21 protein-coding genes and 1 tRNA gene are annotated in these 23415 nt (G+C 73.7%); 7 read left to right on the top strand and 15 right to left on the bottom strand.

Annotation, left to right across the window (positions count from 1 at the left end; all coding sequences use genetic code 11):
- Positions 1-115: 115 nt before the first annotated feature.
- The 3 genes from ABEB06_RS23660 to ABEB06_RS23650 all read right to left on the bottom strand — a co-directional run bounded on the left by ABEB06_RS23660 (position 116) and on the right by ABEB06_RS23650 (position 5427).
- Complete coding sequence (locus ABEB06_RS23660; protein ID WP_345698889.1) at positions 116-2044, bottom strand: tetratricopeptide repeat protein; 1929 nt, start codon at positions 2042-2044, stop codon at positions 116-118.
- A gap of 334 nt (positions 2045-2378) precedes the next feature.
- A tRNA-Met gene (locus ABEB06_RS23655) sits at positions 2379-2452 on the bottom strand.
- Between the two features lie 56 nt (positions 2453-2508).
- Positions 2509-5427, bottom strand: a complete 2919-nt coding sequence (locus tag ABEB06_RS23650) for a UPF0182 family membrane protein (RefSeq protein WP_345701961.1) — start codon at positions 5425-5427, stop codon at positions 2509-2511.
- A 142-nt stretch (positions 5428-5569) separates the two neighbouring features.
- Between ABEB06_RS23650 and ABEB06_RS23645 the strand changes: the two genes are divergently transcribed.
- Positions 5570-6127: a PPA1309 family protein gene (locus ABEB06_RS23645; RefSeq protein WP_345698888.1), complete on the top strand. Its 558-nt coding sequence runs from the start codon at positions 5570-5572 to the stop codon at positions 6125-6127.
- Between the two features lie 27 nt (positions 6128-6154).
- On the opposite strand, the gene ABEB06_RS23640 is transcribed toward ABEB06_RS23645, so the two are convergent.
- The 4 genes from ABEB06_RS23640 to ABEB06_RS23625 all read right to left on the bottom strand — a co-directional run bounded on the left by ABEB06_RS23640 (position 6155) and on the right by ABEB06_RS23625 (position 9316).
- Entirely contained in the window at positions 6155-7234 is a 1080-nt protein-coding gene (locus ABEB06_RS23640; RefSeq protein WP_345698887.1) for a YlbL family protein, read from the bottom strand.
- 55 nt (positions 7235-7289) lie between these two features.
- Positions 7290-7478: a hypothetical protein gene (locus ABEB06_RS23635; protein ID WP_345698886.1), complete on the bottom strand. Its 189-nt coding sequence runs from the start codon at positions 7476-7478 to the stop codon at positions 7290-7292.
- Between the two features lie 165 nt (positions 7479-7643).
- A complete protein-coding gene (locus ABEB06_RS23630; RefSeq protein ID WP_345698885.1) occupies positions 7644-8084 on the bottom strand; it encodes a molybdenum cofactor biosynthesis protein MoaE in 441 nt (146 codons plus the stop codon).
- Between the two features lie 83 nt (positions 8085-8167).
- Entirely contained in the window at positions 8168-9316 is a 1149-nt protein-coding gene (locus tag ABEB06_RS23625; protein WP_393069014.1) for an NAD-dependent epimerase/dehydratase family protein, read from the bottom strand.
- 189 nt (positions 9317-9505) lie between these two features.
- Here ABEB06_RS23625 and ABEB06_RS23620 point away from each other — a divergent pair, with 189 nt between their 5' ends.
- Positions 9506-11074 (top strand): zinc-dependent metalloprotease, encoded by a 1569-nt coding sequence (locus ABEB06_RS23620; RefSeq protein ID WP_345701959.1) that lies wholly within the window; start codon positions 9506-9508, stop codon positions 11072-11074.
- A complete protein-coding gene (locus ABEB06_RS23615; protein WP_345698884.1) occupies positions 11071-11649 on the top strand; it encodes an NUDIX hydrolase in 579 nt (192 codons plus the stop codon). The genes ABEB06_RS23620 and ABEB06_RS23615 overlap by 4 nt, the downstream gene beginning before the upstream one ends.
- 32 nt (positions 11650-11681) lie before the next feature.
- Here the strand turns inward: ABEB06_RS23615 and ABEB06_RS23610 are convergent, their stop codons facing one another.
- Positions 11682-12293, bottom strand: a complete 612-nt coding sequence (locus ABEB06_RS23610) for a M48 metallopeptidase family protein (RefSeq protein WP_345698883.1) — start codon at positions 12291-12293, stop codon at positions 11682-11684.
- A 185-nt stretch (positions 12294-12478) separates the two neighbouring features.
- On the opposite strand from ABEB06_RS23610, the gene ABEB06_RS23605 reads away from it, so the two are divergent.
- Positions 12479-13588, top strand: a complete 1110-nt coding sequence (locus tag ABEB06_RS23605) for a ThiF family adenylyltransferase (RefSeq protein WP_345698882.1) — start codon at positions 12479-12481, stop codon at positions 13586-13588.
- A gap of 51 nt (positions 13589-13639) precedes the next feature.
- On the top strand, positions 13640-14983 hold the full coding sequence (locus ABEB06_RS23600) for an ABC1 kinase family protein (protein ID WP_345698881.1): 1344 nt from the start codon (positions 13640-13642) through the stop codon (positions 14981-14983).
- A gap of 150 nt (positions 14984-15133) precedes the next feature.
- On the opposite strand, the gene ABEB06_RS39410 is transcribed toward ABEB06_RS23600, so the two are convergent.
- From ABEB06_RS39410 to ABEB06_RS23580, 4 genes are all read right to left on the bottom strand, one after another.
- Complete coding sequence (locus ABEB06_RS39410; RefSeq protein WP_425559682.1) at positions 15134-15556, bottom strand: hypothetical protein; 423 nt, start codon at positions 15554-15556, stop codon at positions 15134-15136.
- Positions 15553-15918, bottom strand: coding sequence for a WhiB family transcriptional regulator (locus ABEB06_RS23590; RefSeq protein WP_345698880.1), 366 nt, complete (start codon positions 15916-15918; stop codon positions 15553-15555). Before ABEB06_RS23590 ends, ABEB06_RS39410 begins: the two co-directional genes overlap by 4 nt.
- Positions 15919-16087: 169 nt before the next feature.
- On the bottom strand, positions 16088-16492 hold the full coding sequence (locus tag ABEB06_RS23585) for a hypothetical protein (protein WP_345698879.1): 405 nt from the start codon (positions 16490-16492) through the stop codon (positions 16088-16090).
- Between the two features lie 159 nt (positions 16493-16651).
- Positions 16652-18874, bottom strand: coding sequence for an ATP-dependent DNA helicase UvrD2 (locus tag ABEB06_RS23580; RefSeq protein ID WP_345701957.1), 2223 nt, complete (start codon positions 18872-18874; stop codon positions 16652-16654).
- Between the two features lie 184 nt (positions 18875-19058).
- Here ABEB06_RS23580 and ABEB06_RS23575 point away from each other — a divergent pair, with 184 nt between their 5' ends.
- Positions 19059-19310, top strand: coding sequence for a mycoredoxin (locus ABEB06_RS23575; RefSeq protein ID WP_345698878.1), 252 nt, complete (start codon positions 19059-19061; stop codon positions 19308-19310).
- A gap of 16 nt (positions 19311-19326) precedes the next feature.
- Here ABEB06_RS23575 and ABEB06_RS23570 read toward each other — a convergent pair whose 3' ends face one another.
- Positions 19327-20196 (bottom strand): GntR family transcriptional regulator, encoded by an 870-nt coding sequence (locus ABEB06_RS23570; RefSeq protein ID WP_345698877.1) that lies wholly within the window; start codon positions 20194-20196, stop codon positions 19327-19329.
- A gap of 150 nt (positions 20197-20346) precedes the next feature.
- Here ABEB06_RS23570 and ABEB06_RS23565 point away from each other — a divergent pair, with 150 nt between their 5' ends.
- On the top strand, positions 20347-20844 hold the full coding sequence (locus tag ABEB06_RS23565; protein ID WP_345698876.1) for an ATP-binding protein: 498 nt from the start codon (positions 20347-20349) through the stop codon (positions 20842-20844).
- Positions 20845-20896: 52 nt separating this feature from the next.
- Here ABEB06_RS23565 and nudC read toward each other — a convergent pair whose 3' ends face one another.
- The gene (nudC, locus tag ABEB06_RS23560) at positions 20897-21838 is read right to left on the bottom strand and encodes an NAD(+) diphosphatase (RefSeq protein ID WP_345701956.1); all 942 of its coding nucleotides are present in this window, start codon (positions 21836-21838) and stop codon (positions 20897-20899) included.
- Between the two features lie 80 nt (positions 21839-21918).
- The gene (locus ABEB06_RS23555; protein WP_345698875.1) at positions 21919-23316 is read right to left on the bottom strand and encodes a dipeptidase; all 1398 of its coding nucleotides are present in this window, start codon (positions 23314-23316) and stop codon (positions 21919-21921) included.
- Positions 23317-23415: the final 99 nt, after the last annotated feature.

Raw genomic sequence — 23415 nt, 5'->3', positions numbered from 1 at the left:
CGGGCGGCCCGACAGGGGCGAGGCTCCGTCGACCAGCGGCTCCGCCGCGGGGCGCGCGGCGGGAGCGCACGGCCCGCGGTCGCGCACCGGCAGCAGGCCCCGCCCGCGGCAGGCGCTACGCGCTCAGCTCCGAGTGCAGGGCACCCAGCAGCCGCGCCGCCCGCTCCGCCACCTCGGCCGGCCCGTACTCGGCGGCCCGCTTGCACCAGTTCTCCGCCTGCACCGGCTCGCCGCGGCGCAGCGCGAGCAGCGCGAGCCGCAGCGCGGCCCGCCCGTGCCCGGCGTCGGCGGCCCGGGTGTACCAGAGCATCGCCTCCGCCTCAGCGTCCTGCCGGGCCAGCAGCAGCCCGAGGTTGAACGCGGCACTGCGGCTGCCCGCCTCGGCGGCCCGCCGGTACCAGCTCTCGGCGATCTGCAGCGCCCCGCGCTCGGCCGCCCGGACGCCCATCCGGACCTGCGCCCGGCGGTGCCCGGCGTCGGCGGCGACCGCGTACCAGTGCTCGGCCTCCGCGTCCGCGTCGCCGCGCCGGTCGAGCATCGAGGCGAGCCGGAACGCGCCCTCCACGGAGCCGCCGCCGGCCGCCTGCCGGTAGCGCTCCAGGGCGCCCGTCGGGTTGCCGCGCTGCTCCTGGGCCACGGCCAGCTGCAGCGCCGCCTCGCCGTGCCCCTCGGCGGCCGCCCGCGCGTACCACTCCTGGGCGTGCCGGTGCTCGCCGCGCCCGGCGTGCAGCACGCCCAGGTTGAAGGCGCCGTCGACGCTGCCGGCCTCCGCCGCCTTGGAGAACCACGGCTCGGCCCCGGACTCGTCGCCGCGCTGCAGCAGCAGCACGGCGAGCGCGTTGCAGGCCTCGCGGTGCCCGGCGTAGGCGGCCTTGCGGTACCACTGCTCGGCCTGGGTGCCGCGCCCGGCGCCCGCGCACAGCAGGCCCAGGTTGAAGGCGCCGTTGTGGTCGCCGGCGTCCAGCGCCATGCGGTACCAGCGCTCGGCCTCGGCGGCCTCGCCCCGGCCGGCGTGCAGCGCGCCGAGCGCGTTGGCGGCGGTGCCGTCCCCGGCCTCGGCGGCCTCCTGCCACCAGTCGGCAGCGGCGGCGGCGTCCCCCGCGTCGCGCAGCAGGAAGCCGAGGGCGCAGGCGGCCCGCGGCTCGCCGTTCTGCGCGGACTGCCGGTACCAGCGGGCGGCCTCGTCGAGGCAGCCGGGCTCCTCGGCGGCGCGCTCCTCGAGCAGCACGCCGAGCCGCAGCGCGGCGCGGGCGTGGCTGCGCGCGGCGGCGGTGCGGTACCAGGTCTCGGCGGTCTCCTTGTCGCCGGCGGCCTCGCGCATCCGGGCGAGCCGGTACGCGGCCTCGCGGTGGCCGGAGTCGGCGGCGAGCTTGAACCAGCGCTCGGCGCGGACGTCCCGCCGGTGCTCCATCAGGTCGCCGAGCGCGTACGCGCCCAGCGGGTGGCCGTGCTCGGCGGCGAAGTGCAGCCAGTACTCGGCGGCCTCCTCCTCGCCCTGGTCGCGCAGCTGCAGCCCGAGCGCGTGCGCGGCCGGCGCGGAGCCGGCCACGGCGGCCTGCCGCCACCACTGGGCGGCCTCGGCCCGGTGGCCCTGCTGGTGCAGCAGCACCCCGAGGTTGTTGGCGGCGGCGCGCAGCCCGGCGGCGGCGGCCCGGCGCAGGTACGGTTCGGCGTCGGCGAGGTCGCCGCGGCGCAGCAGCAGCGCGCCGAGCTGGCTCGCGGCGTTCGGGTCGCCGTCGTCGGCGGCGGCGCGGTGGCGGGCCTCCAGGGCGGCCTGCTCGCGGGCGGCGAGCACGGTCTCGAAGCTGGCGGCCTGCTCGGGCTCGTCGACGACCAGGGCGGCGCGGTGCGGCGCGGCGGTGTCGGCCACCTGCCGGGCCGTCAGGTGGACCAGACTCTCCGGGCCGTAGCCGGCCGAGGTGCGCTGGCCGGGCAGCGTGCGGTTCGGGTCGTCGGGGCTCTGGGCCCAGGACTCGGTGTCGACGTCCGTGTGTGCGCGACCCGGCAGCTCTTCTCCCGTCCCGTTCCTGCCGATAAGCTTCATGCCGACTCCCGCTCCCCCCGAGTGCCGAGCCTTTGGCCGGGGGCGCCACGGAGCCGACGGCCGGTCAACGGCCTTGCCCCATCCCCCATGTGGTCCATCGTCGCATCACCCGCAACCCGCGTACACCGGCTCCGACCGAATTGGGCGGAGCGGGGCCGAAGCCCGGCGAGATTGCTTCAGCGCTTTGTCGATTTCCCGACACTTGAGCCCCACAAACCCCGGCCACGCATAGTACCGGAGTCGATCACCACTTCTCCCCCACAAATGGCGCCGGACACGGCGGCGGGCATGCCGAAGGCCCGGAGGCGAGCCTCCGGGCCTTCGTGCTACTGAGTAGCGGGGACAGGATTTGAACCTGCGACCTCTGGGTTATGAGCCCAGCGAGCTACCGAGCTGCTCCACCCCGCGTCGGTGGTTGAACCATAGCACGGTCGCGGGGTGAACCAACAATCGGTTGTCGCAGCTCAGGGGCTCGCGCTCGGTGGGGGCGAGGCCGAGGGCGACGGCGAGGACGTCGGCGCGCCGCTCTTCGCCTGGGCGTCGGCGGCCGCCTTGAGGGCGTCGCCGAGCGCCTTCTGGGCCACGCCGTACGCCGCCCAGTCGCCGGCCCGCTGGGCGGCCAGCGCGTCGTCGTACGCCTTCTGGGCCGCCGCCAGCGCCTTGGTCAGCTCGGGGCTCGTGGTGCCACCGGGTGTGGTGGTGCCGGGCGCGGTGGGGGTGGTGGGGGCGGTCGGCGTGGTGGTCGCGCCGGACGCGGCGCCCGACAGGACCTTCTCCAGCGCCTTGGCGAGGTTGTCCTCCAGGGCGACCGAGTTGCCGTAGACCGCGAGCACCTTCTGCAGCACCGGCGCCTTGGCGCTGCGGCCGAGCAGGTACACCGGCTCGACGTTGAGGAAGCCGCCGCCGACCGGGAGGGTCAGCAGGTTGCCGTACTCGATGTCGGAGTCGGTGCCGGTCTTCAGCAGGGTCAGCTGGTTGGCCACCGCCGGGTCGGAGTTGAGCTTCGCCTGGGTCAGCTTGGGCCCGAGCGCGCTGGATCCGGTCGGCACCTTGAGGATGCGCATCGTGCCGTAGTCCGGCCCCGGGTCGGCGTTGACCGCCACGAAGGCCGCCAGGTTGTCGCGGCCGCTGGGCACGAACGAGGTGGTCAGCGAGAAGGTGGCGTCCTGCTGGTCGGGCATCCGGACCGTCAGGTAGTACGGCGGCTGCACCTCGCCCGAGTTGGTGGTCGGGTCGATCGGCACCTGCCAGATGTCGGTGCCGTTGAAGAAGCTGGTCGCGTCGGTCATGTGGTACTGGCCGAGCAGGTCGCGCTGCACCTTGAAGAGGTCCTGCGGGTAGCGCAGGTGCGGCAGCAGGTCGGCCGGGATGGCCGTCTTCGCCTCCACCGTGCCGGGGAACGCCTTCATCCAGGTCTTCAGCACCGGGTCGGCCTCGTCCCACTGGTAGAGGGTGACCTCACCGGTGTACGCGTCGACGGTGGCCTTCACCGAGTTGCGGATGTAGTTGACCTTGTTGACCGCGGTCAGGGTGCGGCCGCGCTGGTCGGTCAGCGAGTCCTTGGTGACGTCGCCCAGGGTGGTCTTCGAGGAGAACGGGTAGCCGTCCGAGGTGGTGTAGCCGTCCAGCACCCAGACCAGCCGGCCGCCCTGCACCACCGGGTACGGGTCGGCGTCGATCGACAGCCACGGCGCGACCTTCTCCACCCGCTCCTTCGGGGTGCGGTCGTAGAGGATCCGCGCGCCGTCCTTGATCGCCCCGGAGTAGAGGATCTGCGGCTCGGCGAACTTCACCGCGTACGCGGCCCGGGTCAGCGCGTTGTCCAGCGAGACGCCGCTGCCGCCGTTGTAGGTGAAGGACTGCACCGCACCGGACTCGGAGGTGTAGTCGATCTCCGACATCCCGGCGCCGCCGACGATCGAGTAGCCGGCGGTCTTCTCGCCGTAGTACACCCGCTGCTCGTAGGTGCCGAGGGTGCCGGTGGTCGGCAGCGACTGCTCGGTGTAGACCGGGTTGCCGTTCTTGTCGACCTGGTTGCCCTTGGCCGCGACGACGCCGTAGCCGTGGGTGTACTGGAAGTGGTCGTTGATGAAGTTGCGCTGCTGGACGCCGCTCAGGTCCAGCTCGCGCACGCCCAGCACGGTGTCCTGCTGGCCGTACCGGTCGACGTCCAGCGTCCGCGGGAAGGCGTAGTACTTCCGCAGGGCCTCGTTCTGCTGGAAGGTCGGCGACACCACGTTCGGGTCCAGCAGCCGGATGTCGGCGATGGTCTGGGCGTCCGGCTTGACCGCGTCGGCGCTGGTCGTGACCTTCGGGTCGTACGGCTGCGACTCGCTCGCGGAGATGCCGTACGCCTGCCGGGTCGCGTCGATGTTCTTCTGGATGTACGGCGTCTCCTTGGCCTGCTCGTTCGGCTTGACCTGGAACTGCTGCACGATCGCCGGGTACACCCCGCCGATCAGCACCGCGGAGAGCGCCATCAGGCCGAAGCCGATCAGCGCCGGCGCCCAGGTCCGCCGGATCGGGGTCAGGAAGAACAGCAGCGCGCAGATGATCGCCACGAAGAACAGGATGGTCTTGGCCGGCAGGAACGCGTTGGCGTCCACGTAGCGCAGGCCGGTCCAGCCGTCGACCTGCTTGTACGAGCCGGTCTTCACCACCAGCGCGTACCGGTCCAGCCAGTACGCCACCGCCTTCAGCAGCACGAAGACGCCCAGCAGCACCGCCAGGTGCCCCTGCGCGCCGCGGCTGGCCCGCCGGCCGGGGCCCTGCAGGCGCAGGCCGCCGTACAGGTAGTGCACCAGCACCGAGGCCAGCAGCGAGACGATCACCGCGCTGAACGCGAAGCCCAGCAGGAACTCGTACCAGGGCAGCTCGAAGGCGTAGTACGAGACGTCCAGGTGGAACTGGCTGTCCTTCACGCCGAACGGGGTCTCGTTCGTCCACAGCATCCACGTGCGCCACTGGCCGGAGGCCGCGGCGCCGGCGGCCGCGCCGACCAGCAGCGAGACGCCGATCAGCGCCCAGCGGCGGAACGGGGCGATGCCCATCCGGTAGCGGTCCAGCGACTGCTGCTCCACCGACATCGCGGCCAGCGGCGGCCGCAGCCGGTACGCCAGCCAGATGTTCGCGCCCACGACGACGGCCATCAGCACACCGAACACGGCGAACAGCGCCGCCTTGGTCAGCAGTTGCGAACGGAACACCGAGGAGTAGTCGACGGACTTGAACCACAGCCAGTCGGTCCACAGCCCGGAGACCAGGACGAACAGCAGGAAGAGCGCCGCCAGGACGCCCAAGGTCAGCAGCAGCACCTTGGTCCGGCGGGACGGCGGCCCGACTCTCGCTCGGAATCCGGGCCCCGGGCCCGGGCGGTCCGGCATCTGGAAGGTCAAGGCTCCACCTCGGCTGTGTCGTGTCGTCGTGGTCTCTCGGTCTCCTGTGCAACTTAATCGGTCTTTACCGGAGTTCCCACGGATTGCGTCGGAGTTCGGGAGCCCGCCCCCGCCGTGTGAGGATTGGGGCATGTCCGAAGCCCCTGACCTTTCCGCCGCCGCCGGCCTGCCGGCCGCGACTCCGCTCACCCGGGCCGCGCTGGAGATCGACGAGCACGCCTCCTCCCTCGGCTGGGACATGCCCGCCCGGCTGTTCGCCCTGGTCGACAACGCCCAGATGCTGAAGGCGAATCCGAGGCTCGCCAAGCAGCTCGGCCTGACCGACAACCCGACCGGCCTCACCCCGGTCGAACAGGAGGAACTGCCCGCCGGCATGGAGCTGGACAAGTTCCTCGGCACCATCGCCTGGCCCGACGGCGTGGTCGGCTGCGCCCTGGTGGTCGAGCGGCTGATGCTGCCGCCCGGTGCCGAGTCCTCCCGGCCGAAGAACGCCACCGAGAAGGAGATCGCCGCCTGGATCGCCGAGCACCCTCAGCGCCAGGAGGTGCGGATCACCGCCGCCGTCCTGCGCGACGGCGCCAAGGAGTGCGCCCTGCGGCTGCGCGAGAAGGACGTCGCCCGCGAGGTCCTCACCGGCCCCGACCTGGTCCCCAACCTGACCGGGGCGCTGCTCGCCACCTTCTCCTGACGGGTGTGGGCGCCCCGCCGGGGGCGTTCACTTCGCGCAGCTCGGCAGGCCGGCCTTCTCGCCGGCCTTGATCTTCCCGAGGGCGTCCATCGCCTGGCCGAGGGTGTCCACCTTCACCAGGGTCAGCCCGTCCGGGGTGTTCTTCACCGCCTCGGTGCAGTTCTCCGCCGGGGTGAAGAAGTACTCGGCGCCCTTGTCGCGGGCGGCGATCAGCTTCATCTGGATGCCGCCGATCGGCCCGACCTCGCCGTTGTCGGTGATCGTCCCGGTGCCGGCCACGAACTTGCCGCCGGTCAGGTCGTCCGGCGTCAGCTTGTCGATGATCCCGAGCGCGAACATCAGGCCGGCGCTGGGCCCGCCGACGTCCTGCAGCCCGATGTCGATGGTGAACGGGTAGGTGTGCACCGCCGCGGGGGTGATCCCGACGATCGCCCGGTCCCCGTCGGGCGCCTTCGCCGTGGTGATCGGCACCTGCACCTCGTCCGCCGCCGTGTGCGAGGGGCCCGCCTTGTCGTGCGGCACGACGGTGAAGACCGTCGTCTCGCCCGGCTTGTGCTTGGTGACCTGCTCGGCGACGCCCTCCCGGGTGGTGACCCTGGCGCCGTCCACCGCGATGATCTGGTCGCCCGCGTGCAGCTTGCCCTCGGAGGGACCGCCGGAGCTGACCGCCCGCACCCGGATCTCGGTGCCGACCGGGATGCCCAGCTGGTTGAGCGCCGCCGTCTTGGCGCTGTCCTCGGAGGAGGCGAACTCCTCCGCGTTCTGCTCCTGGGCCTCCTGGTCGGTCTGGCCCTCGGGGTAGACGTTCTCGTGCGGCACCACCAGCACGTCGTCGCGCAGCCAGCCGACCACCGCCGAGACCAGGCTCGGCTCGTAGTTGGCGCCGGTGACCTGGACGGTCGTCATGTTGAGGTGCCCGGAGGTCGGGTACGTCTCGCGCCCGGTGATGGTGATCACCGGCTCGCCGGTCCGGTCCTGCTGGCCGAGCGTGTTGTAGGTCGGCCCGGGGCTCATCTCCGTGTACGGCACCTTCATCAGCACGGAGGCGCAGAGCAGGCCTATCAGCAGGAGCGTGGCGGCGAGCATCGTCGCGGAGCGGCGTGGCATGGGTCCGACAGTACGGGACGACCGCTTCCGCGTGCCCTCCGGGTGGCGCGCGGGATCACTCGCCGACGCGTTCACCGGACCCGCCGCCGGCGGTGCTGCGCTCCATCGCGGCGAGGAAGCGCTGGTGCTCGGCGAGCGAGCTGGGATCGGTCATGGCCCTCGGCGGGCGGGCCGCCCAGCCGGCCCACACCATCGCCAGCAGCGCGGCGACGATCGGGATGATCAACCAGGCGAGCGCAGCCATATCCGTACTCCCCACAGGCTCGTCGTGTCTATCAGCAGATTAACTGCACGACACGGGAACGGTGCGGGCGCCGTCCGGGTTACGGCCCCGATTCCGCGCTCACCTCCGGGGGGTATTCGTCGTACCGCAGGCCGCCGAACGGGCGAGCGAGGGCCCGGTGGCCGCTCAGCACTCCCCGGCGCCGACCCACTCCTCCTCGCCGTCGGCGAAGACCTGGTGCTTCCAGATCGGCACCTCGTGCTTGAGGTCGTCGATCAGCCGCCGGGCGGCCGCGAACGCCTCGCCGCGGTGGGCGCAGGAGACGGCGACGATCACCGCCCTGTCGGTGATCTCCAGCCGGCCCACCCGGTGCACCGCGGCCAGCGCGCGGACCGGGAAGTCCGCGCAGATCTTCTCGGCGATCCGGCGCATCTCCCGCTCGGCGCTCGGGTGCGCGCTGTACTCCAGCGCGGCGACCGACTTGCCGCCGTCGTGGTCGCGGACCGTCCCGACGAAGAGCGTGGTGCCGCCGGCGGCGTCGTCACCGACGGCGGCGTACACCTCGTCCAGCGACAGCGGGGTGTCGCGGATGGCGAGCAGGCGGATCGGGTCGTGGTTCTCGGACATGGTCACCATGATTCCCCATCCCGGCCGACCCGGGCAGGTGATTCCACATCACGATTCCGTCATTCCGCAATACGAAAATCTACTTAGAAGGCGCGGCGCTTCCTCGCCCGCCGGACCAGTGCGGCCGTACCGACCAGCGCCACCGTCGCACCGGCCGCGCCCAGGCTGGTGGCGGCCTCCTTGCCGCCGAGCCGCCGGCCCGCCACCGCGTGCTTGCCCGAGACCTGGGCCAGCAGCTCGGCCAGCACCTCCTCGTTGGTGAACCGCGGCCGCCAGCCCGCCTCGTGCAGCCGGCTGCCGGAGACCACCCAGGGGTACATGGTGTACGCCAGGTCCGCGGCCGGCGCCGGGGTGAGGCCGAGCCGGTGCAGCCGGGCGGCGGTGCCGAGGGCCAGCGAGGCCGGCAGCTCCATCCGCCGGATCCCGGACAGCGTCTCCACGTCCTCCTGCTCCAGCCAGCCGTCGCAGCCGACCGTCACCTCGCCCTCGACCAGCCCGAGCGCGGCGTACTCCACCGCCGCGACCAGGTCGTCCAGGTGGCAGAACTGCCAGCACGGCCGGGAGCCGGCGACCACCAGCAGCCGGGGCGCCTCGAAGTGCCGGGTCAGCACGGTGTCGATGCCGGGGCCGACCACCACCGCCGGGCGCAGCACCGTCACCTGCAGGCCCGGGTGGGCGCGCGGGGCGCGGCGGGCCAGCCGCTCGATCTCCATCAGGTCGCCGACCAGCGAGGCCTCCTCGGTGGCCCGCAGCTCGGACTCCTCGGCCAGCGGCACCTCGTTGTCGGGGAGCGCGCCGTAGACCATCGCCGAGGTGCACAGCACCACCCGGTGCACTCCGGCGGCCGCGGCGGCGGTCAGCACGGTCTGCGCGCCCCGCACGTTGTACGCGCTCCGGGCGCGCGGGTCGGACTCCATGCCCAGGTCCATGGCCAGGTGGACCACCACGTCCACCCCGGCCAGCCGCTCGGCCACCGCCGGGTCGCGGACGTCCAGCACCCGCCACTGCACCCCGGCGACCTCGCCGCGGCGGTCGTCCACCGCGAGCACCTTGCGCACGTGCGGCGAGGCGACCATGCGGGCCGCGACCCGCTCGCCCAGCACCCCGGCGGCACCGGTGACCGCCACGGTCAACGGCTTGCCGCCGTAGGCTGGAGACGGCGAACCGGCCGCAGCCGGCACGTCCTCGTCCCCGGTCAGCCCAGAGCGAACGTCCGAAGGCGGGGAACTCACCGGCCATCCTCCACGGTTAGCTTATGTGCGTACGTACGAGTGTCACGTACGGTCCATCCTGCCCGAGGCTCGGGCCCAGCGGTGCGCCCGGCACGTGCGGTCCGCGAGACCATTGTTACGGCGCGCATCCGATCGCTTCACCACCACCCGCCACTCCCCCGCGTGACGGCCGACCAGATCGAGGACCCCGTGAGCGACCTCCCCTTCGGATTCGGAGTTCCCCCCGAGGAGCCCGAGGACGGCGACAACAAGGGCAAGAAGGACGGCGAGCAGGGCGGTGACCAGGGCGGCTCCGCTCCGCAGCAGCCGTTCGGCTTCGGCACGGGCAACCCGCTCGGGGCGCTGTTCGGCATGGGCGGCCCCGGCGGCGGCGCCGGGGCGGACAACCCCTTCGCCGCGATGATGGGCGGCCTCAACCCGAACGACCTGGGCGCCGCCTTCCAGCAGCTCGGCCAGATGCTGTCCTTCGAGGGCGGTCCGGTCAACTGGGAGCTCGCCAAGAACATCGCCCGGCAGACCGTGGTCGCCGAGCAGCCCGAGGGCCGGTCCAAGGACCGCTCGGTCGGCGACGCCGAGCGCACCGCGGTCACCGAGGCGGTCCGGCTCGCCGACCTGTGGCTGGACTCCGCCACCGAGTTCCCCACCGCCTCCTCCACCGCCGTCGCGTGGAGCCGCGCCGAGTGGATCGAGGCCACCCTCCCGGTCTGGAAGGACCTCGTCGACCCGGTCGCCGAGCGGGTCGGCAACGCGATGGGCGGCGTGCTGCCGCCCGAGATGCAGGCGATGGCCGGTCCGCTGATGGGCGTGATGCGCTCGATGGGCGGCGCCATGTTCGGCACCCAGATCGGCCAGGCGCTCGGCGCGCTCGCCGCCGAGGTGCTCGGCTCCACCGACGTCGGCCTGCCGCTGGCCCCCTCCGGCAAGGCGGCCCTGCTGCCGCAGAACATCGCCGAGTTCGGCGAGGGCCTGAGCGTGCCCGCCGAGGAGGTCCGGCTCTACCTGGCCCTGCGCGAGGCCGCCCACCAGCGCCTGTTCGCCCACGTGCCGTGGCTGCGCGCCCACCTGTTCGGCGCCGTCGAGGCCTACGCCCGCGGCATCAAGGTCGACACCTCCCGGATGGAGGAGCTGGCCGGCCAGCTCGACCCCACCAACCCCGAGGCCCTCCAGGAGGCCCTCGCCGGCGGCCTGCTCCAGCCCGAGGACACCCCCGAGCAGAAGGCCGCCCTGGCCCGCCTGGAGACCGCGCTCGCCCTCGTCGAGGGCTGGGTCGACGCCGTCGTCCACGCCGCCGCCGAGCCCCACCTCCCGCAGGCCGGCGCCCTGCGCGAGACCCTCCGTCGCCGCCGCGCCACCGGCGGCCCCGCCGAGCAGACCTTCGCCACCCTGGTCGGCCTGGAGCTGCGCCCGCGCCGCCTGCGCGACGCCTCCCGGCTGTGGGCCTCGCTCGCCGACGCCCGCGGCATCGACGGCCGCGACGCCCTGTGGAACCACCCCGACATGCTGCCCACCGCGGCCGACCTGGACGACCCGGACGGCTTCGTGCACCGCGACACCGCCGGCGACGCGCTGGAGGGCGGCTTCGACTTCGACGCGCTCGACAAGCTGCTCGGCGAGGCCGCCGAGGGCAGGAAGGGCGGCCCCGCGGGCGCGGGCCCGGCGAACGACGCCCCCACCGACGGCAAGGGCGACGGCGGCGAAGGCGGCGCGGGCGAAGGCCGCGGCAGGGACGAGGACCGGAAGGACGGGACCGCCGAGTGACGGCCGCCGCCACCGCCCTGCACGCCGACGCCGTCCGCGCCCTCGACGGGTGGGCGGTCGCCGACCCCGACCAGGACCGGCTCCGCCGCGACTACCTCGACCACCTCGCCGACCGCCCCGACGGCATGTGGCGGGCCTGCCTGCCAGCCCACATCACCGCCAGCGCGGTGGTCGTCGACCCGGCCGGCGGGCGGGTGCTGCTCACCCTGCACCCCAAGGTCGGCATGTGGCTGCAGATGGGCGGCCACTGCGAGCCCGGCGACGCCACGCTCGCCGCCGCCGCGCTCCGCGAGGCCACCGAGGAGTCCGGCATCCCCGGCCTCGAACTGCTCGCCCTCGACGGCGCCGTCCGCCCGGTCAAGCTCGACCGCCACCGGGTCCACTGCACCGGCAAGGACCAGCCCGCCAACACCCACCTCGACGTCCAGTACGTCGCCCTCGCCCCGGCCCACGCCGAGGAGATGATCAGCGAGGAGTCCCTGGACCTCCGCTGGTTCGAGTACGACCACCTGCCGGAGCTGACGGACGTCTCCGTCCGCGACCTGGTGGCCCTGGCCCGCGGGCTGGTGGACTGACCCGACCGGCCGGGTGCCCCCGGGGCACCCGGTCAGTCCGCCCCGCAGTCGCTCCCCTGGCCGGGGACGTGCGGCAGCCGGGCCGCCGAGGCGACCCCCTCCAGGTAGCCGCGGGCCCGCTCCGTCCGCGGGTAGCCGTCCAGCAGGGCCCAGAACCGGGGCCCGTGGTCCGGCACCAGCAGGTGCGCCAGCTCGTGCAGCAGCACGTAGTCGATGACGTACTCCGGCATGCCCTGCAGCCGGTGCGACAGCCGGATCGTCCGCTCGCTCGGCGTGCAGGACCCCCAGCGGGTGTTCTGGTTGGTCACCCAGCGGACGTTGCCGGGCACCGCCCGCCCGCCCAGGTACGCCCGGGACAGCTCGCGGGCCTTCGCCTCCAGCGCGTCGTCCCCCAGCATCCGCCGGCTCTCCTGGGCCGCCAGCTTGTCGAGCATCTGGGCGACCCAGCGCTGCTCCTCGCTGTGCGACATCCGCGCCGGGATCAGCACGATCGTCCGGTCGCCCTCGCGGTACGCGGAGACCGTCCGGCTGCGGCGGGCACTGCGTCGGACCTCGACCTTGGCACGGTCGATCGGCGCGGGCGCCGTCGCGGACGCTGCCGCCGACCGGGACGCCGCCGCCTGGGAGTCCCGTTCGGCTGCCATGGCACACGACGGTACCCGCTCGCACCGACAGAAACCCGGTGCCCGCGCCGTGAAGTTGTCCACAGGGTGTGCAAACAGATCTTCGGATGATCGGCTCGGGCCTGTGGACAACGCGCTTCCCACCTCCTGCGGCCCCGGGCATCCTGCATCCACCGAGCGGATCCCGACCCGGCCAGGAGGTCACCATGCGCCCCGTCCTCAAGCCCGCCCTCTCCCGGCTGTGGCGGGAGAAGCAGACCCTGCAGTTCGGCACCGTGCGCCGGCACGCCCGGCTGATCGACGACGTCGACCGGCCGCTCGCCGCCTTCCTCGACCTGATCGACGGCACCCGGGACGGGCCCGCCCTGGTCGCCGCCGGGCAGCGGCTCGGCCTCGACGCGGAGTACTGCGAGGCCATGCTCGACTCGCTGGCCCGCAGCGAGCTGCTCGACGACGCCGAGGCGGGCCGGCAGGCGCTCACCGCCTTCCCGCCGCCGCGCCGCGAGCAGCTGGTGCCCGACCTCGCCTCGCTCTCCCTGGTCCACCCGGCCCCGGGCGAGGCCGCGGCGGTGCTGCGCGCCAGGGCCGGCGCCCGGGTCGAAGTGCGCGGCGCGGGCCGGGTCGGCGCGGCGACCGCCGCCGTGCTGGCGGCCGGCGGGGTCGGCGACGTCGCCCTGCTCGACCGCGGCCGGGTCGCCGCCCGGGACGTCTCGCCGGCCGGCTTCCCGCCCACCGAGGTCGGGCGGCTGCGGGCCACCGCCGGGCGCGAGGTGGTGCACCGGGCCGCCGGGGCTGCGGTCGGCGAGCGGTACCGCCGCTCGCCGGCCGCACCGCCCCCGCCCGCCCTGGTGGTGCTGGCCCCCCGCGACGGCTCCGGCGCCTTCACCGGCGCCGCGGTGGAGGCGCAGGAGCTGATGCGGGCCGGCGTCCCCCACCTGTACACGGGGGTGCTGGAGCACCTGGGCGTGGTCGGGCCGCTGGTCGTGCCCGGCGCCTCCGCGTGCGGCAGCTGCGCCACCCTGTCCCGGCGGGACGAGGACGAGGCCTGGCCCCGGCTGCTGGCCCAGCTGATCGACAGCGGCCCGGGCCGGGCCCGCGTCCCGGCCTGCGACAGCGCGCTGGCCACCGCGATCGCCGGGCTGGCCGCGCTGCACGTCCAGCTGTACCTGGACGGCGTGCTGCCACCGAGCGTGGACGGCTGGTGCGAGCTGTCCGCGGCGGACGGAATGACCCGCCGGCTGCGGCTCCGCAGCCACCCGGACTGCGGCTGTCTCTGGCAGTCCGTCACGGCGGGTCGAGCGGGCACAATGGCGTAGTGACCACCGCCGGTGGCGTGCCGGCCGGTGCGGCTGATTGGGAGGCCTGGGGTGAGCGATCTTCCGCGCAAGGCAGTGACCCGTACGGCGAGGCTGGCCGCCCTGCCGCTCGGGATCGCCGGCCGGGCCACCCTCGGCCTGGGCAAGCGGATCGGCGGCCGCTCCGCCGAGGTGGTCACGGCCGAGCTCCAGCAGGCCACCGCCGATCAGCTCTTCAAGGTGCTGGGGGAGTTGAAGGGCGGCGCGATGAAGTTCGGGCAGGCCCTGTCGGTCTTCGAGGCAGCCCTGCCCGAGGAGGTCGCCGGGCCGTACCGGGCCGCCCTGACGAAGCTTCAGGACGCCGCCCCGCCGATGCCCGCCGCCACCGTGCACGCCGTCCTGGAGCAGCGCCTCGGGAAGACCTGGCGGCGCAAGTTCCGCAGCTTCGAGGACCGTCCGGCCGCCGCCGCCTCGATCGGGCAGGTGCACCGGGCCGTCTGGCGGGACGGCCGGGCCGTCGCGGTCAAGGTGCAGTACCCGGGCGCGGGCGACGCGCTGCTCTCCGACCTGGGCCAGCTCAGCCGGGTCGCCTGGCTGCTCGGTCCGCTGATCCCGGGGCTGGACATCAAGCCGCTGATCACCGAGCTGCGCGAGCGGGTCGCCGAGGAGCTGGACTACGGCCTGGAGGCCGAGGCGCAGCGCCGGCATGCGGAGGAGTTCGCCGACGACCCGGACATCCGGGTGCCGGGGGTGGTCGCCCAGGCCGACCAGGTGCTGGTCACCGAGTGGATGGACGGGGTGCCGCTCGCCCGGGTGATCGCCCGCGGCAGCCAGGCGGAGCGCGACCGGGCCGGGCAGCTGCTGGCCCGCTTCCTGTTCGCCGGCCCGTCCCGGACGGGGCTGCTGCACGCCGATCCGCACCCGGGCAACTTCCGGCTGATCAAGGACGACGGCCCGGTCGAGGGCTGGCGGCTCGGCGTGATGGACTTCGGCACGGTCGACCGGCTGCCCGGCGGGCTGCCCGCGCCGATCGGCGACTCGCTGCGGATGGCCCTGGCCGGCGACGCGGCGGGCGTGCTGGAGCGGCTCCGCGAGGAGGGCTTCGTCAAGCCCTCCATCCAGCTGGACGCCGACGCGGTGCTCGACTACCTGCTGCCGATCATCGAGCCGGCCACCGTGGAGACCTTCCACTTCACCCGTGCCTGGATGCGCTCCCAGGCCGCCCGGATCGCCGACCCCCGCTCCCCCGCCTACGACCTCGGCAAGCAGCTCAACCTCCCCCCGGCCTACCTCCTGATCCACCGGGTGACCCTCTCCACCATCGGCGTGCTGTGCCAGCTCGGCGCCAACGCGCCGTTCCGCGCCGAGATGCTCGAATGGCTGCCCGGCTTCGCCGAGGAGGCCCCGGCCCGCTGAGGGTCCGCACGCCGGGGCCACCGCCCGTCGAGGGGTCCGCCCGCCGAGGAGTCCGCACGCGCCGATGGCCGGCCCGCGGGCTCCCGGGGGGTGGGGGGAGCGGGCGGGCCGGCCATCGGCGGACAGGGGATCGTGCGGCTGCGCGTGGTGTTACATCAGGGCGACGGCGAGCGCCTTGCGGGCGCGGAGGGAGGCCCGTTCGGCCTTCCGTCGGAGCCGTGCCGCCTGCAGGACGCGCAGGCCGAGGCGTTGCTCCTCAGCCTCGTGGAGGCGTTCCTGCATATGGGCGCGGGCGAGGGATTCGTGCATGAGATGCATTTCGAGGGTCCTGTTCCGGATCTGGAGTTCGGTGGTCTGCTCGCGGCGGGTGGTGCGGCGGGCCGCGGTGTCGAAGGACGGGTTCATGTGGTGGTCCTGCTCGTGGTGCGTCGTCGGAGTGGTGCGGGCGAGGGCTGCGTCGGCCTTGGCGGCGGCGCGGCGTACGGAGCGGCGCAGTGCGGTGTCCAGCGGGGGCTGCTCTCCCCTGCGGACGGCACCGGATCCGTGACCGGAGATCGGAGCGGCGGAAATCACGCCATGACCTCGGTCTTGCGCGGGCGGCCACGAGGCCGCTTGCGGGCCACGACCACACCCTGGACGAAGAGCTCGCCACCCCAGACGCCCCACGGCTCGCGGCGCTCGAGGGCGCCGGCCAGGCAGGAGGCCTTCACGGGGCAGGTGCCGCAGAGGGACTTCGCGTACTCGACATCGGCGGGGGTCTCCGCGAAGAACACCTCCGGGTCGAAGGCGCGGCACGGGATCGGAAGGCCGAGGGTGTCGGCCTCGTCGATGGCGGTGAGCTGCATGAGTGTTACCTCCGGGGGGTCGGCCTGGTCGGCCTTGACGGTCTTGTCGGTCGGTACGGACGGGAGGGGCGGTGTGATGACCGTGGACACTGTGGGCGTCTTCCTCGTCTTCGATGTGGATCCGGCCCAGTTGGCTGGTGGGCTGGGCCGGAGGCCCCGAGGGGCCTTGGGTGGGTCTTGCGTACCGGACAAAACAGAAGGGCCGCGGATCCCAATGTGACGGGTTCCGCGGCCCTGGAGAAGCCGACCTGAGGCTGACTCAGGTTCGTTCGCTCCAGGGTTCAGGCCCGCGGAAGGCCCGCATCCGGATGGCCTTGGCGCCCGAGAAGGCGGCCATGGCCTGGTGAATCTGCTGGTCCTGCTGCTCGGATCCGGCACCGACTGCGGCGGCATAGTGGCCGTGCTCGGCCGCTGCTACCTCTGCCTTCGGTGCCTGGGTCGGTCGCTCATCACGCAGCTCGAGGCCGTCGACAAACGTCGCCCAGTCACGGGACAGACCCGTCTCGACACGGGTGCCCTCAGCATTGCGCGGGCCACTGACAAGGCAGGGGCCGGCAACGGAGAGACCGGTGGTACCGAGACCCAGACCGAACGCCGAGGTGCGCGAGGGCATGCCGAGGACAACGGTCTGGCCAGTCATTTTGGTCACGTTGTTGATCTTCACTGCACTCGCCTCCTCTCGGCGTCTCGCGGTGCCCGGTCACCCGGGCCCCGATGTCTGATTATGGTCGCGCGCAGGCGGAAGGAAGCCCTTCGCGAGCGCTGCGGTCTCGTCCCCTTGACCGCTCCGGCAGGCTATTGCGCCTTACACGCGGCGCGCAAACTATTTTTCCGGCGAGTTCAGAACCGATTGCTCAACGGGCTCGTCAACGAGCTCCGGAACCTCCCCCGCACACAACAAGAGCACGTCGGAGCCGTACTTGTCCAGCTTCATCGCACCCACTCCGGAGATCAGGGCGAGCTCCTGCGGGGTGCCCGGGCAGTCCTCCGCGATGGCCATCAGGGTGGCGTCGGTGAAGACCACGTAGGCCGGGGCGCCCTGCGCCTTGGCCTTGGCGGCCCGCCACTCCCGCAGCCGCTCGAACAGCCCCTCGTCCATGGTGGACGGGCAGCCCTCGCAGCGGCGGAGCTTGCGCTCGACCGCGTCGATCAGGGTGCGCTCGCAGACCCGGCACTTGACCGGGCCGCGCGCCTTGCGTCCGGCGGAGCGCTCGCCGCGCTCGATGCCGCCGGAGCCGCCCCGGGAGCGCGGGCCGGCGGCGGAGGAGCCGGGGCGCAGCCCGTCCAGGAAGCGGGTGGGCTTGCGGCTCGCGCGCCCGCCCGGCGAACGGGAGAGCGCCCAGGAGAGGGTGAGCACCCGGCGGGCCCGGGTGACGCCGACGTAGAGCAGCCGGCGCTCCTCCTCGACCTGCTCGTCGGTCTTGGCGTAGATGATCGGCAGGGTGCCCTCGGTCAGGCCGACCAGGAAGACCGCGTCCCACTCCAGGCCCTTGGCGGCGTGCAGCGAGGCCAGCGTGACGCCCTCGACGGCGGGGGCGTGCTGGGCGGCGGCGCGGGCGTCCAGCTCGGCGACGTAGGCCGCGAGGTCGGCGCGCCCGCCGGCCTCCCGGCGGGTGGCCTCGAACTCCTCGGCGAGCCGGACCAGGGCGGCCAGCGACTCCCACCGCTCGCGGACCGCGCCGGAGCCGGCCGGCGGGTCGGCGGTGAAGCCGCGGGTGGCGAGCACGGCGCGCACCTGGGCGGCCAGGTCGGGCGCGCCGGTGGTCAGCGGGTCGTCGCCGGCGCGGGCGGCGCCGCGCAGCAGGACGCCCGCCTCGCGCACCTCGGGGCGCTCGAAGAAGCGCTCGGCGCCCTTGAGCTGGTACGAGATGCCGAGGTCGGCCAGCGCCTGCTCGTACACCTCGGACTGGCTGTTGGTGCGGAACAGCACGGCGATCTCGCTGGCCCGCTCGCCGCTCGCCAGCAGGTCCTTGATCAGGTGGGCGGTGGACTCGGCCTCGGTCGGCTCGTCCGGGTACTCGCGGTAGACCGGCTCGGGGCCGGCCTCGCGCTGGGAGACCAGCTCCAGCCGGTGCTGGGCGGCCTGGCCGCGGGCCTGCGAGAGCAGCCCGTTGGCGAGGTGCACCACCTGCGGGGTGGAGCGGTAGTCCCGGACCAGCTTGACCACGGTGGCCTCGGGGTGGCGGGTGCGGAAGCCGAGCAGGTAGTCGGGGGTGGCACCGGTGAAGGAGTAGATGGTCTGGCTGGCGTCGCCGACCACGCAGAGGCTGGCGCCGCCGCCGGTCCACTGGTCGAGGAGGCGCTGCTGGAGCGGGGAGACGTCCTGGTACTCGTCGACGGTGAAGTGCCGGTACTGGGCGCGGACCCGGTCGGCGATCTCCGGACGGTCCTCCAGGATGGCGGCGGTGAGGAGCAGCACGTCCTCGAAGTCGATCACGTTGCGGTCGCGCTTGGCCTGCTCGTACGCGGCGTAGACCTTGGCGATCTCGGCGGGGTCGCGCGGGGCCTCGCGGGAGGACTTGGCGACGGCGGTCGGGTAGTCGTCCGGAACGATCTGGGTGACCTTGGCCCACTCGATCTCGGCGGTGAGGTCGCGCAGTTCGGTGCGCTGGACCCGCAGGCCGCTGCGGCCGGCCGACTCGGCGACCAGCTGGACCTTGCGCTCCAGCAGCCGGGGCAGCTCGCCGCCGACGGCGCGCGGCCAGAAGTACTGGAGCTGGCGCAGCGCGGCGGAGTGGAAGGTGCGGGCCTGCACGCCGTCCGCCCCGAGCTGGCGGAGCCGGCCGCGCATCTCGCCGGCGGCGCGGGCGGTGAAGGTGACGGCGAGCACCTGCTGCGGCTGGTAGACGCCGCTGCGCACGCCGTAGGCGATCCGGTGGGTGATGGCCCGGGTCTTGCCGGTGCCGGCGCCGGCCAGCACGCAGACCGGGCCGTGCAGGGCGGTGGCGACGGCCCGCTGCTCGGGGTCGAGCCCGGCCAGCACCGCGTCGGCCCCGATCGACGGGCCGAACGCGCCGGGGCCCGGGCCGTCGGAGGGGCCGGTCATACCGAGAAGCTCTTCCTGCATGCCTTCCATCCTCTCAGGCACACCTGACAGTCTGCGGCGCTCCGTCCACAGGCCCACCAGATCGCTCCGATAATCACACCCTGAAGACTGCTCGGAATGAGCCCGCACCGGTGGACGTTGCACCCGGCGACCGTCCACCTCCACCACGAAGGAGTCCACTGCCATGTCCGGCACCGTGACGATGTACAGCACGACCTGGTGCGGCTACTGCAACCGCCTCAAGGGCCAGCTCGGCCGCGAGGGCATCGGCTACACCGAGATCAACATCGAGCAGGACCCGGCGTCGGCGGAGTTCGTGGAGTCGGTCAACAACGGCAACCAGACCGTCCCGACCGTGGTCGTCGTCTCCGCCTCCGGCGAGCGGACCGTGATGACCAACCCGAGCCTGCGCCAGGTCCAGGCCGCCCTGGTCTGACCCGACGGGCCACGGGTCAGGGGCGCGAGTCCGGCTCGCGCCCCTGACCCTTGCCGTGCCCCTGGCCGGCCCCGTGCCCCTCGCCGGCTCCGTGTCCCTCGCCCGTGCCGTGGCCGTCGCCGACCTCGAAGACCAGCCGGCAGCGGTCGGCCGCGTAGCGGGTCTCCACCACCCGCACCGGGCCGCGCCGGTCGTGGGTGACCCGGGTCTGCACCAGCAGCGGCACGCCGGGGCCGATCTCGAACCAGGCCGCCTCCTCGGGCCCGGGCATCCGGGCCGCCACCCGGTCCACCGCGGTGGTCTCGGTCCGCCCGAGCGCGGCCAGCACCACCTCGTCGCCGCCGGGCACCGGATCGGGCTCCATCAGCGGCGTGCCGGCGGCCAGCCCGGCCCGGTAGTGGCTCTCCTCGATCGAGTACGGCTCGCGGCCCATCAGCCGCAGCTGACGGCGCACCATCACCGCGTCGCCGGCCGGGAGTCGGAGCAGCTCGGCGATGTCGGCCCGGGCCCGCACCACCATCACGTCGAACTCCACGGTCAGCTGCCGCCCGGCCAGCGCGGCCTCGCGCGCGTACAGCTCGCCGGGGTCGGCCAGGGCGCCGCGCTGGCCGGGGAGCCGGGACGGCCGGTGGGCCCGGTGGTCCAGCACCGGCCGGTGCCGCAGGTAGGTGCCCTTGCCCTGCATCCGGACCAGCCGGCCCTCGTTGACCAGCACGTCCACCGCGAGGCGGACGGTGTTCCGGGCCACCCCGTACTGCTCCTCCAGCTCGCCCTCGACCGGGAGCTGGGCGCCGTCCTGCCATTCGCCGGCCTCGATGCGGCGGCGCAGGTCCGCCGCGAGCCGCTGGTACTTGGGAGCGGGCGCACCGCCCCGGGGGATCGTCACCCGAGTGAATGTAGCCATTCTGCTTGCGCCTTTTCAGCGAAACCCGTCAACATTGGCCGGGATTGGGGATTCCGTACCCTGGCCCGGATCCTTTCGATCGCATTCGAATGTATTACTGACCACGCACACCCCGGGGGCGGATCCATGCCCGTGAGCAGTACCCCGCAACGGCGGAGCGCACGTCACGCCGACACGACCGACTCGTCCGGCGCCGAGGCGCGCCCCGGCCGGGTCCTCCCCGCCGCCGAGCGCGGCGCCTGGACGGCGGGGGCCACCTTCCCGCCGCTGCCGCGGAACGTCGCCCGGGCCCGCCGGCTGGCGAGTACCGCGCTGTCCGCCTGGGGCGTCAAGCACCTGGCGGACAGCGTCGAACTGGTGGTGTCCGAGCTGGTCACCAATGCCGTGCGGTACGGCCGGGGGGCGGTGTCGATCAGCCTGACGCTGCAGGAGTCGGCGCTGCAGATCTCGGTCGCCGACTACGGCCACGGCATGCCGCAGATGCGCGCGGCCGGCGAGGAGGACTCCAACGGCCGCGGGCTGGCGATCGTCTCCGCGCTGTGCACCCGCTGGGCGGTCACCACCCGGCTGACCGGGAAGACGGTCAGCTGCTGGCTGGCGGTCGAGCCGCCGCCGATCGAAGTGAAATGAATAAAGGGGGCGCGCGACATAAATCGCGCGCCCCCTTTATCGTTCCGGGCCATTACCAGCGGGCCGCCGCGGGCAGCGGACCGCCGTACCAGAGTTCGACCAGGTGCCGGGCGATCGAAATGCCGGACGGCGGCAGGATCTCGCCCGCCTCCATGCCCGCCTTGAGCTCCGCGCGGGAGAACCAGCGCGCCTCGGACAGCTCCTCGCCGTCCACGGTGATCGCGGTGCCCGCCGGGTCGGCCTTGCCGAGGAAGCCCAGCATCAGGCTGGACGGGAACGGCCAGGGCTGGCTGGCCACGTACTGCACCTCGCCGACCCGGACCCCGGCCTCCTCCAGCACCTCGCGGACCACCGCCTGCTCGATCGACTCGCCGGGCTCGACGAAGCCCGCCAGGGTCGACCAGCGGCCCTCCGGCCAGAGCGCCTGACGGCCCAGCAGGCAGCGGTCCTCGCCGTCGGTGATCAGCATGATCACCGCCGGGTCGGTCCGCGGGTAGTGCTCGGCCGCGCAGGAGGTGCAGCGGCGGACGTGGCCGGCCCCGGCCTTCTCGGTCGGGTGGCCGCAGCGGGAGCAGAAGCTGTGCAGCCGGTGCCAGTGCTCCAGCGCCACCGCGTGCACCAGCAGCCCGGCGTCGCGGTCGGAGAGCGAGCCGCCGACCTCGCGCAGTCCGGCCGGACGGGCGTCGCCGTCCAGCCGGCCCGGCAGGCTCTCGCCGGCCAGCGCGAAGTAGTTGACCCCGTCCTCGTCGGTGCCGAGGAAGAAGCGGTCCCCGGCCTCCGGCGCCTCGAAGGAGGGCAGCAGCACCAGTTCGCTGCCGGCCTCGGTGTCGACCACGAACGCCTCGCCGCCGGCGATCGGCAGCACCTTGGTGGTCGGGTGGCTCCAGGCCGCGGCGAGCCACGGCTCGTCGAAGCGGTGGTGCGCGGCGCGGTCCACCCCGGCGCGGGCCAGGGCCAGCGGCTGGGTCTCCGGCAGACTGCTCAACTCGTCCATCCCCGTTCGCGTCGTCGAACTCTCGGCGGTGGTGCTCGTGGTGGTGCTCGTGGCGCCGCTCGCGGTGGTGCTCACGGTGGTCACGGCCGGAAGGTCTCGGCCAGGTCGGCCCAGAGGTACGCGGAGGCCTCCACGCCCTTGCGCAGCAGGTCCAGCTCGACCTTCTCGTTGATCGAGTGCCAGCCGTCGGAGGGCACCGAGATGCCGAGGAACAGCACCGGGGCGCCGAGCACGTCCTGCAGGTCCGCGGCGGGGCCGGAGCCGCCCTCGCGGGTGAAGAGGATCTTCTGCTCGAAGGCCCGGCCCATCGCCCGGGCGGTGGACTGCAGCGCCGGGTGGTCCAGCGGGGTCAGGCACGGGCGGGTGGCGCCCGGGAAGACCAGCTCGTACCGGATGCCCTCGGGCACCTGCTCGGCGACCCAGGAGCGGACGGCCTCGCGGACCTTCTCCACCTCCTGGCCGGCCACCAGCCGGAAGGAGAGCTTGACGTGCGCCTCGGCCGGGACGATGGTCTTCTGGCCCGGGCCGGTGTAGCCGCCCCAGATGCCGTTGACCTCGGCGGTGGGCCGGGCCCAGACCCGCTCCAGGGTGGAGTAGCCGGCCTCGCCGAGGGTGCCGTACGACTTGGCGACCTTCAGCCACTGGGCCTCGTCGAAGGGCAGCTCGGCGAAGAGCGCCCGCTCCTCGGCGGTCAGCTCGACCACGCCGTCGTAGAAGCCGGGGACGGCCACCCGGCGGTCGGCGTCGTGCAGCGCGGCGACCAGCGAGGCCGCGACGTCGGCCGGGTTCGGCACCGCCCCGCCGAAGGAGCCGGAGTGGATGTCGCTGTCCGGGCCGAAGAGGTCGATCTGGGCGTCGGCCAGGCCGCGCATGCCGGTGCAGACGGTCGGGGTGGTCTCGGACCACATCCCGGTGTCGGAGATGATCACCACGTCGGCGGCCAGCCGCTCGGCCTCGCGGCGGATCAGCGCGCCGAAGTTCGGCGAGCCGGACTCCTCCTCGCCCTCGATCAGCAGCTTGAGGTTGACCGCGGGGGCGGTCCGGCCGGTGGCGGCGAGGTGGGCCCGCACCCCGAGGGTGTGGAAGAAGACCTGGCCCTTGTCGTCGGCCGCGCCGCGGGCGTACATCCGGCGGCCGACCACGGTGGGCTCGAACGGCTCGGTGTCCCAGCCGTCCTCCTTGGCGGCGGGCTGCACGTCGTGGTGGCCGTAGACCAGCACGGTGGGCGCCCCGGCGTCGCCGGAGGGCCACTCGGCGAACACCGCCGGCAGACCGTCGGTCTCCCACACCTCGGCGACCGGGAACCCGGTCCCGCGCAGCTTCGCGGCCAGCCACTCGGCGGAGCGGCGGACCTCGTCGGCCCGGCCGGGATCGGCGGAGACCGAGGGAATGCGCAGCCAGTCCGCGAGGTCCTGGAGGAAGCCGGCCTCGTGCTGGTCGATGTAGGAGCGGACGACGCTGTCCGGGGTTTTCGTCATACGGACGACTTTAGTTCGCCCGGGCGGGTGGATGCGGCCCGGGTTTCCCCCGGGTGACGACCGTCACCCGGGGGCGGGCCGCATCACGTCGGCCGTGCC

Source organism: Kitasatospora terrestris (assembly GCF_039542905.1).
Lineage (GTDB): Bacteria > Actinomycetota > Actinomycetes > Streptomycetales > Streptomycetaceae > Kitasatospora > Kitasatospora terrestris.
The sequence above is the reverse complement of the archived record's forward strand: the minus strand, read 5'-3'. Positions and strand labels throughout refer to the sequence as shown.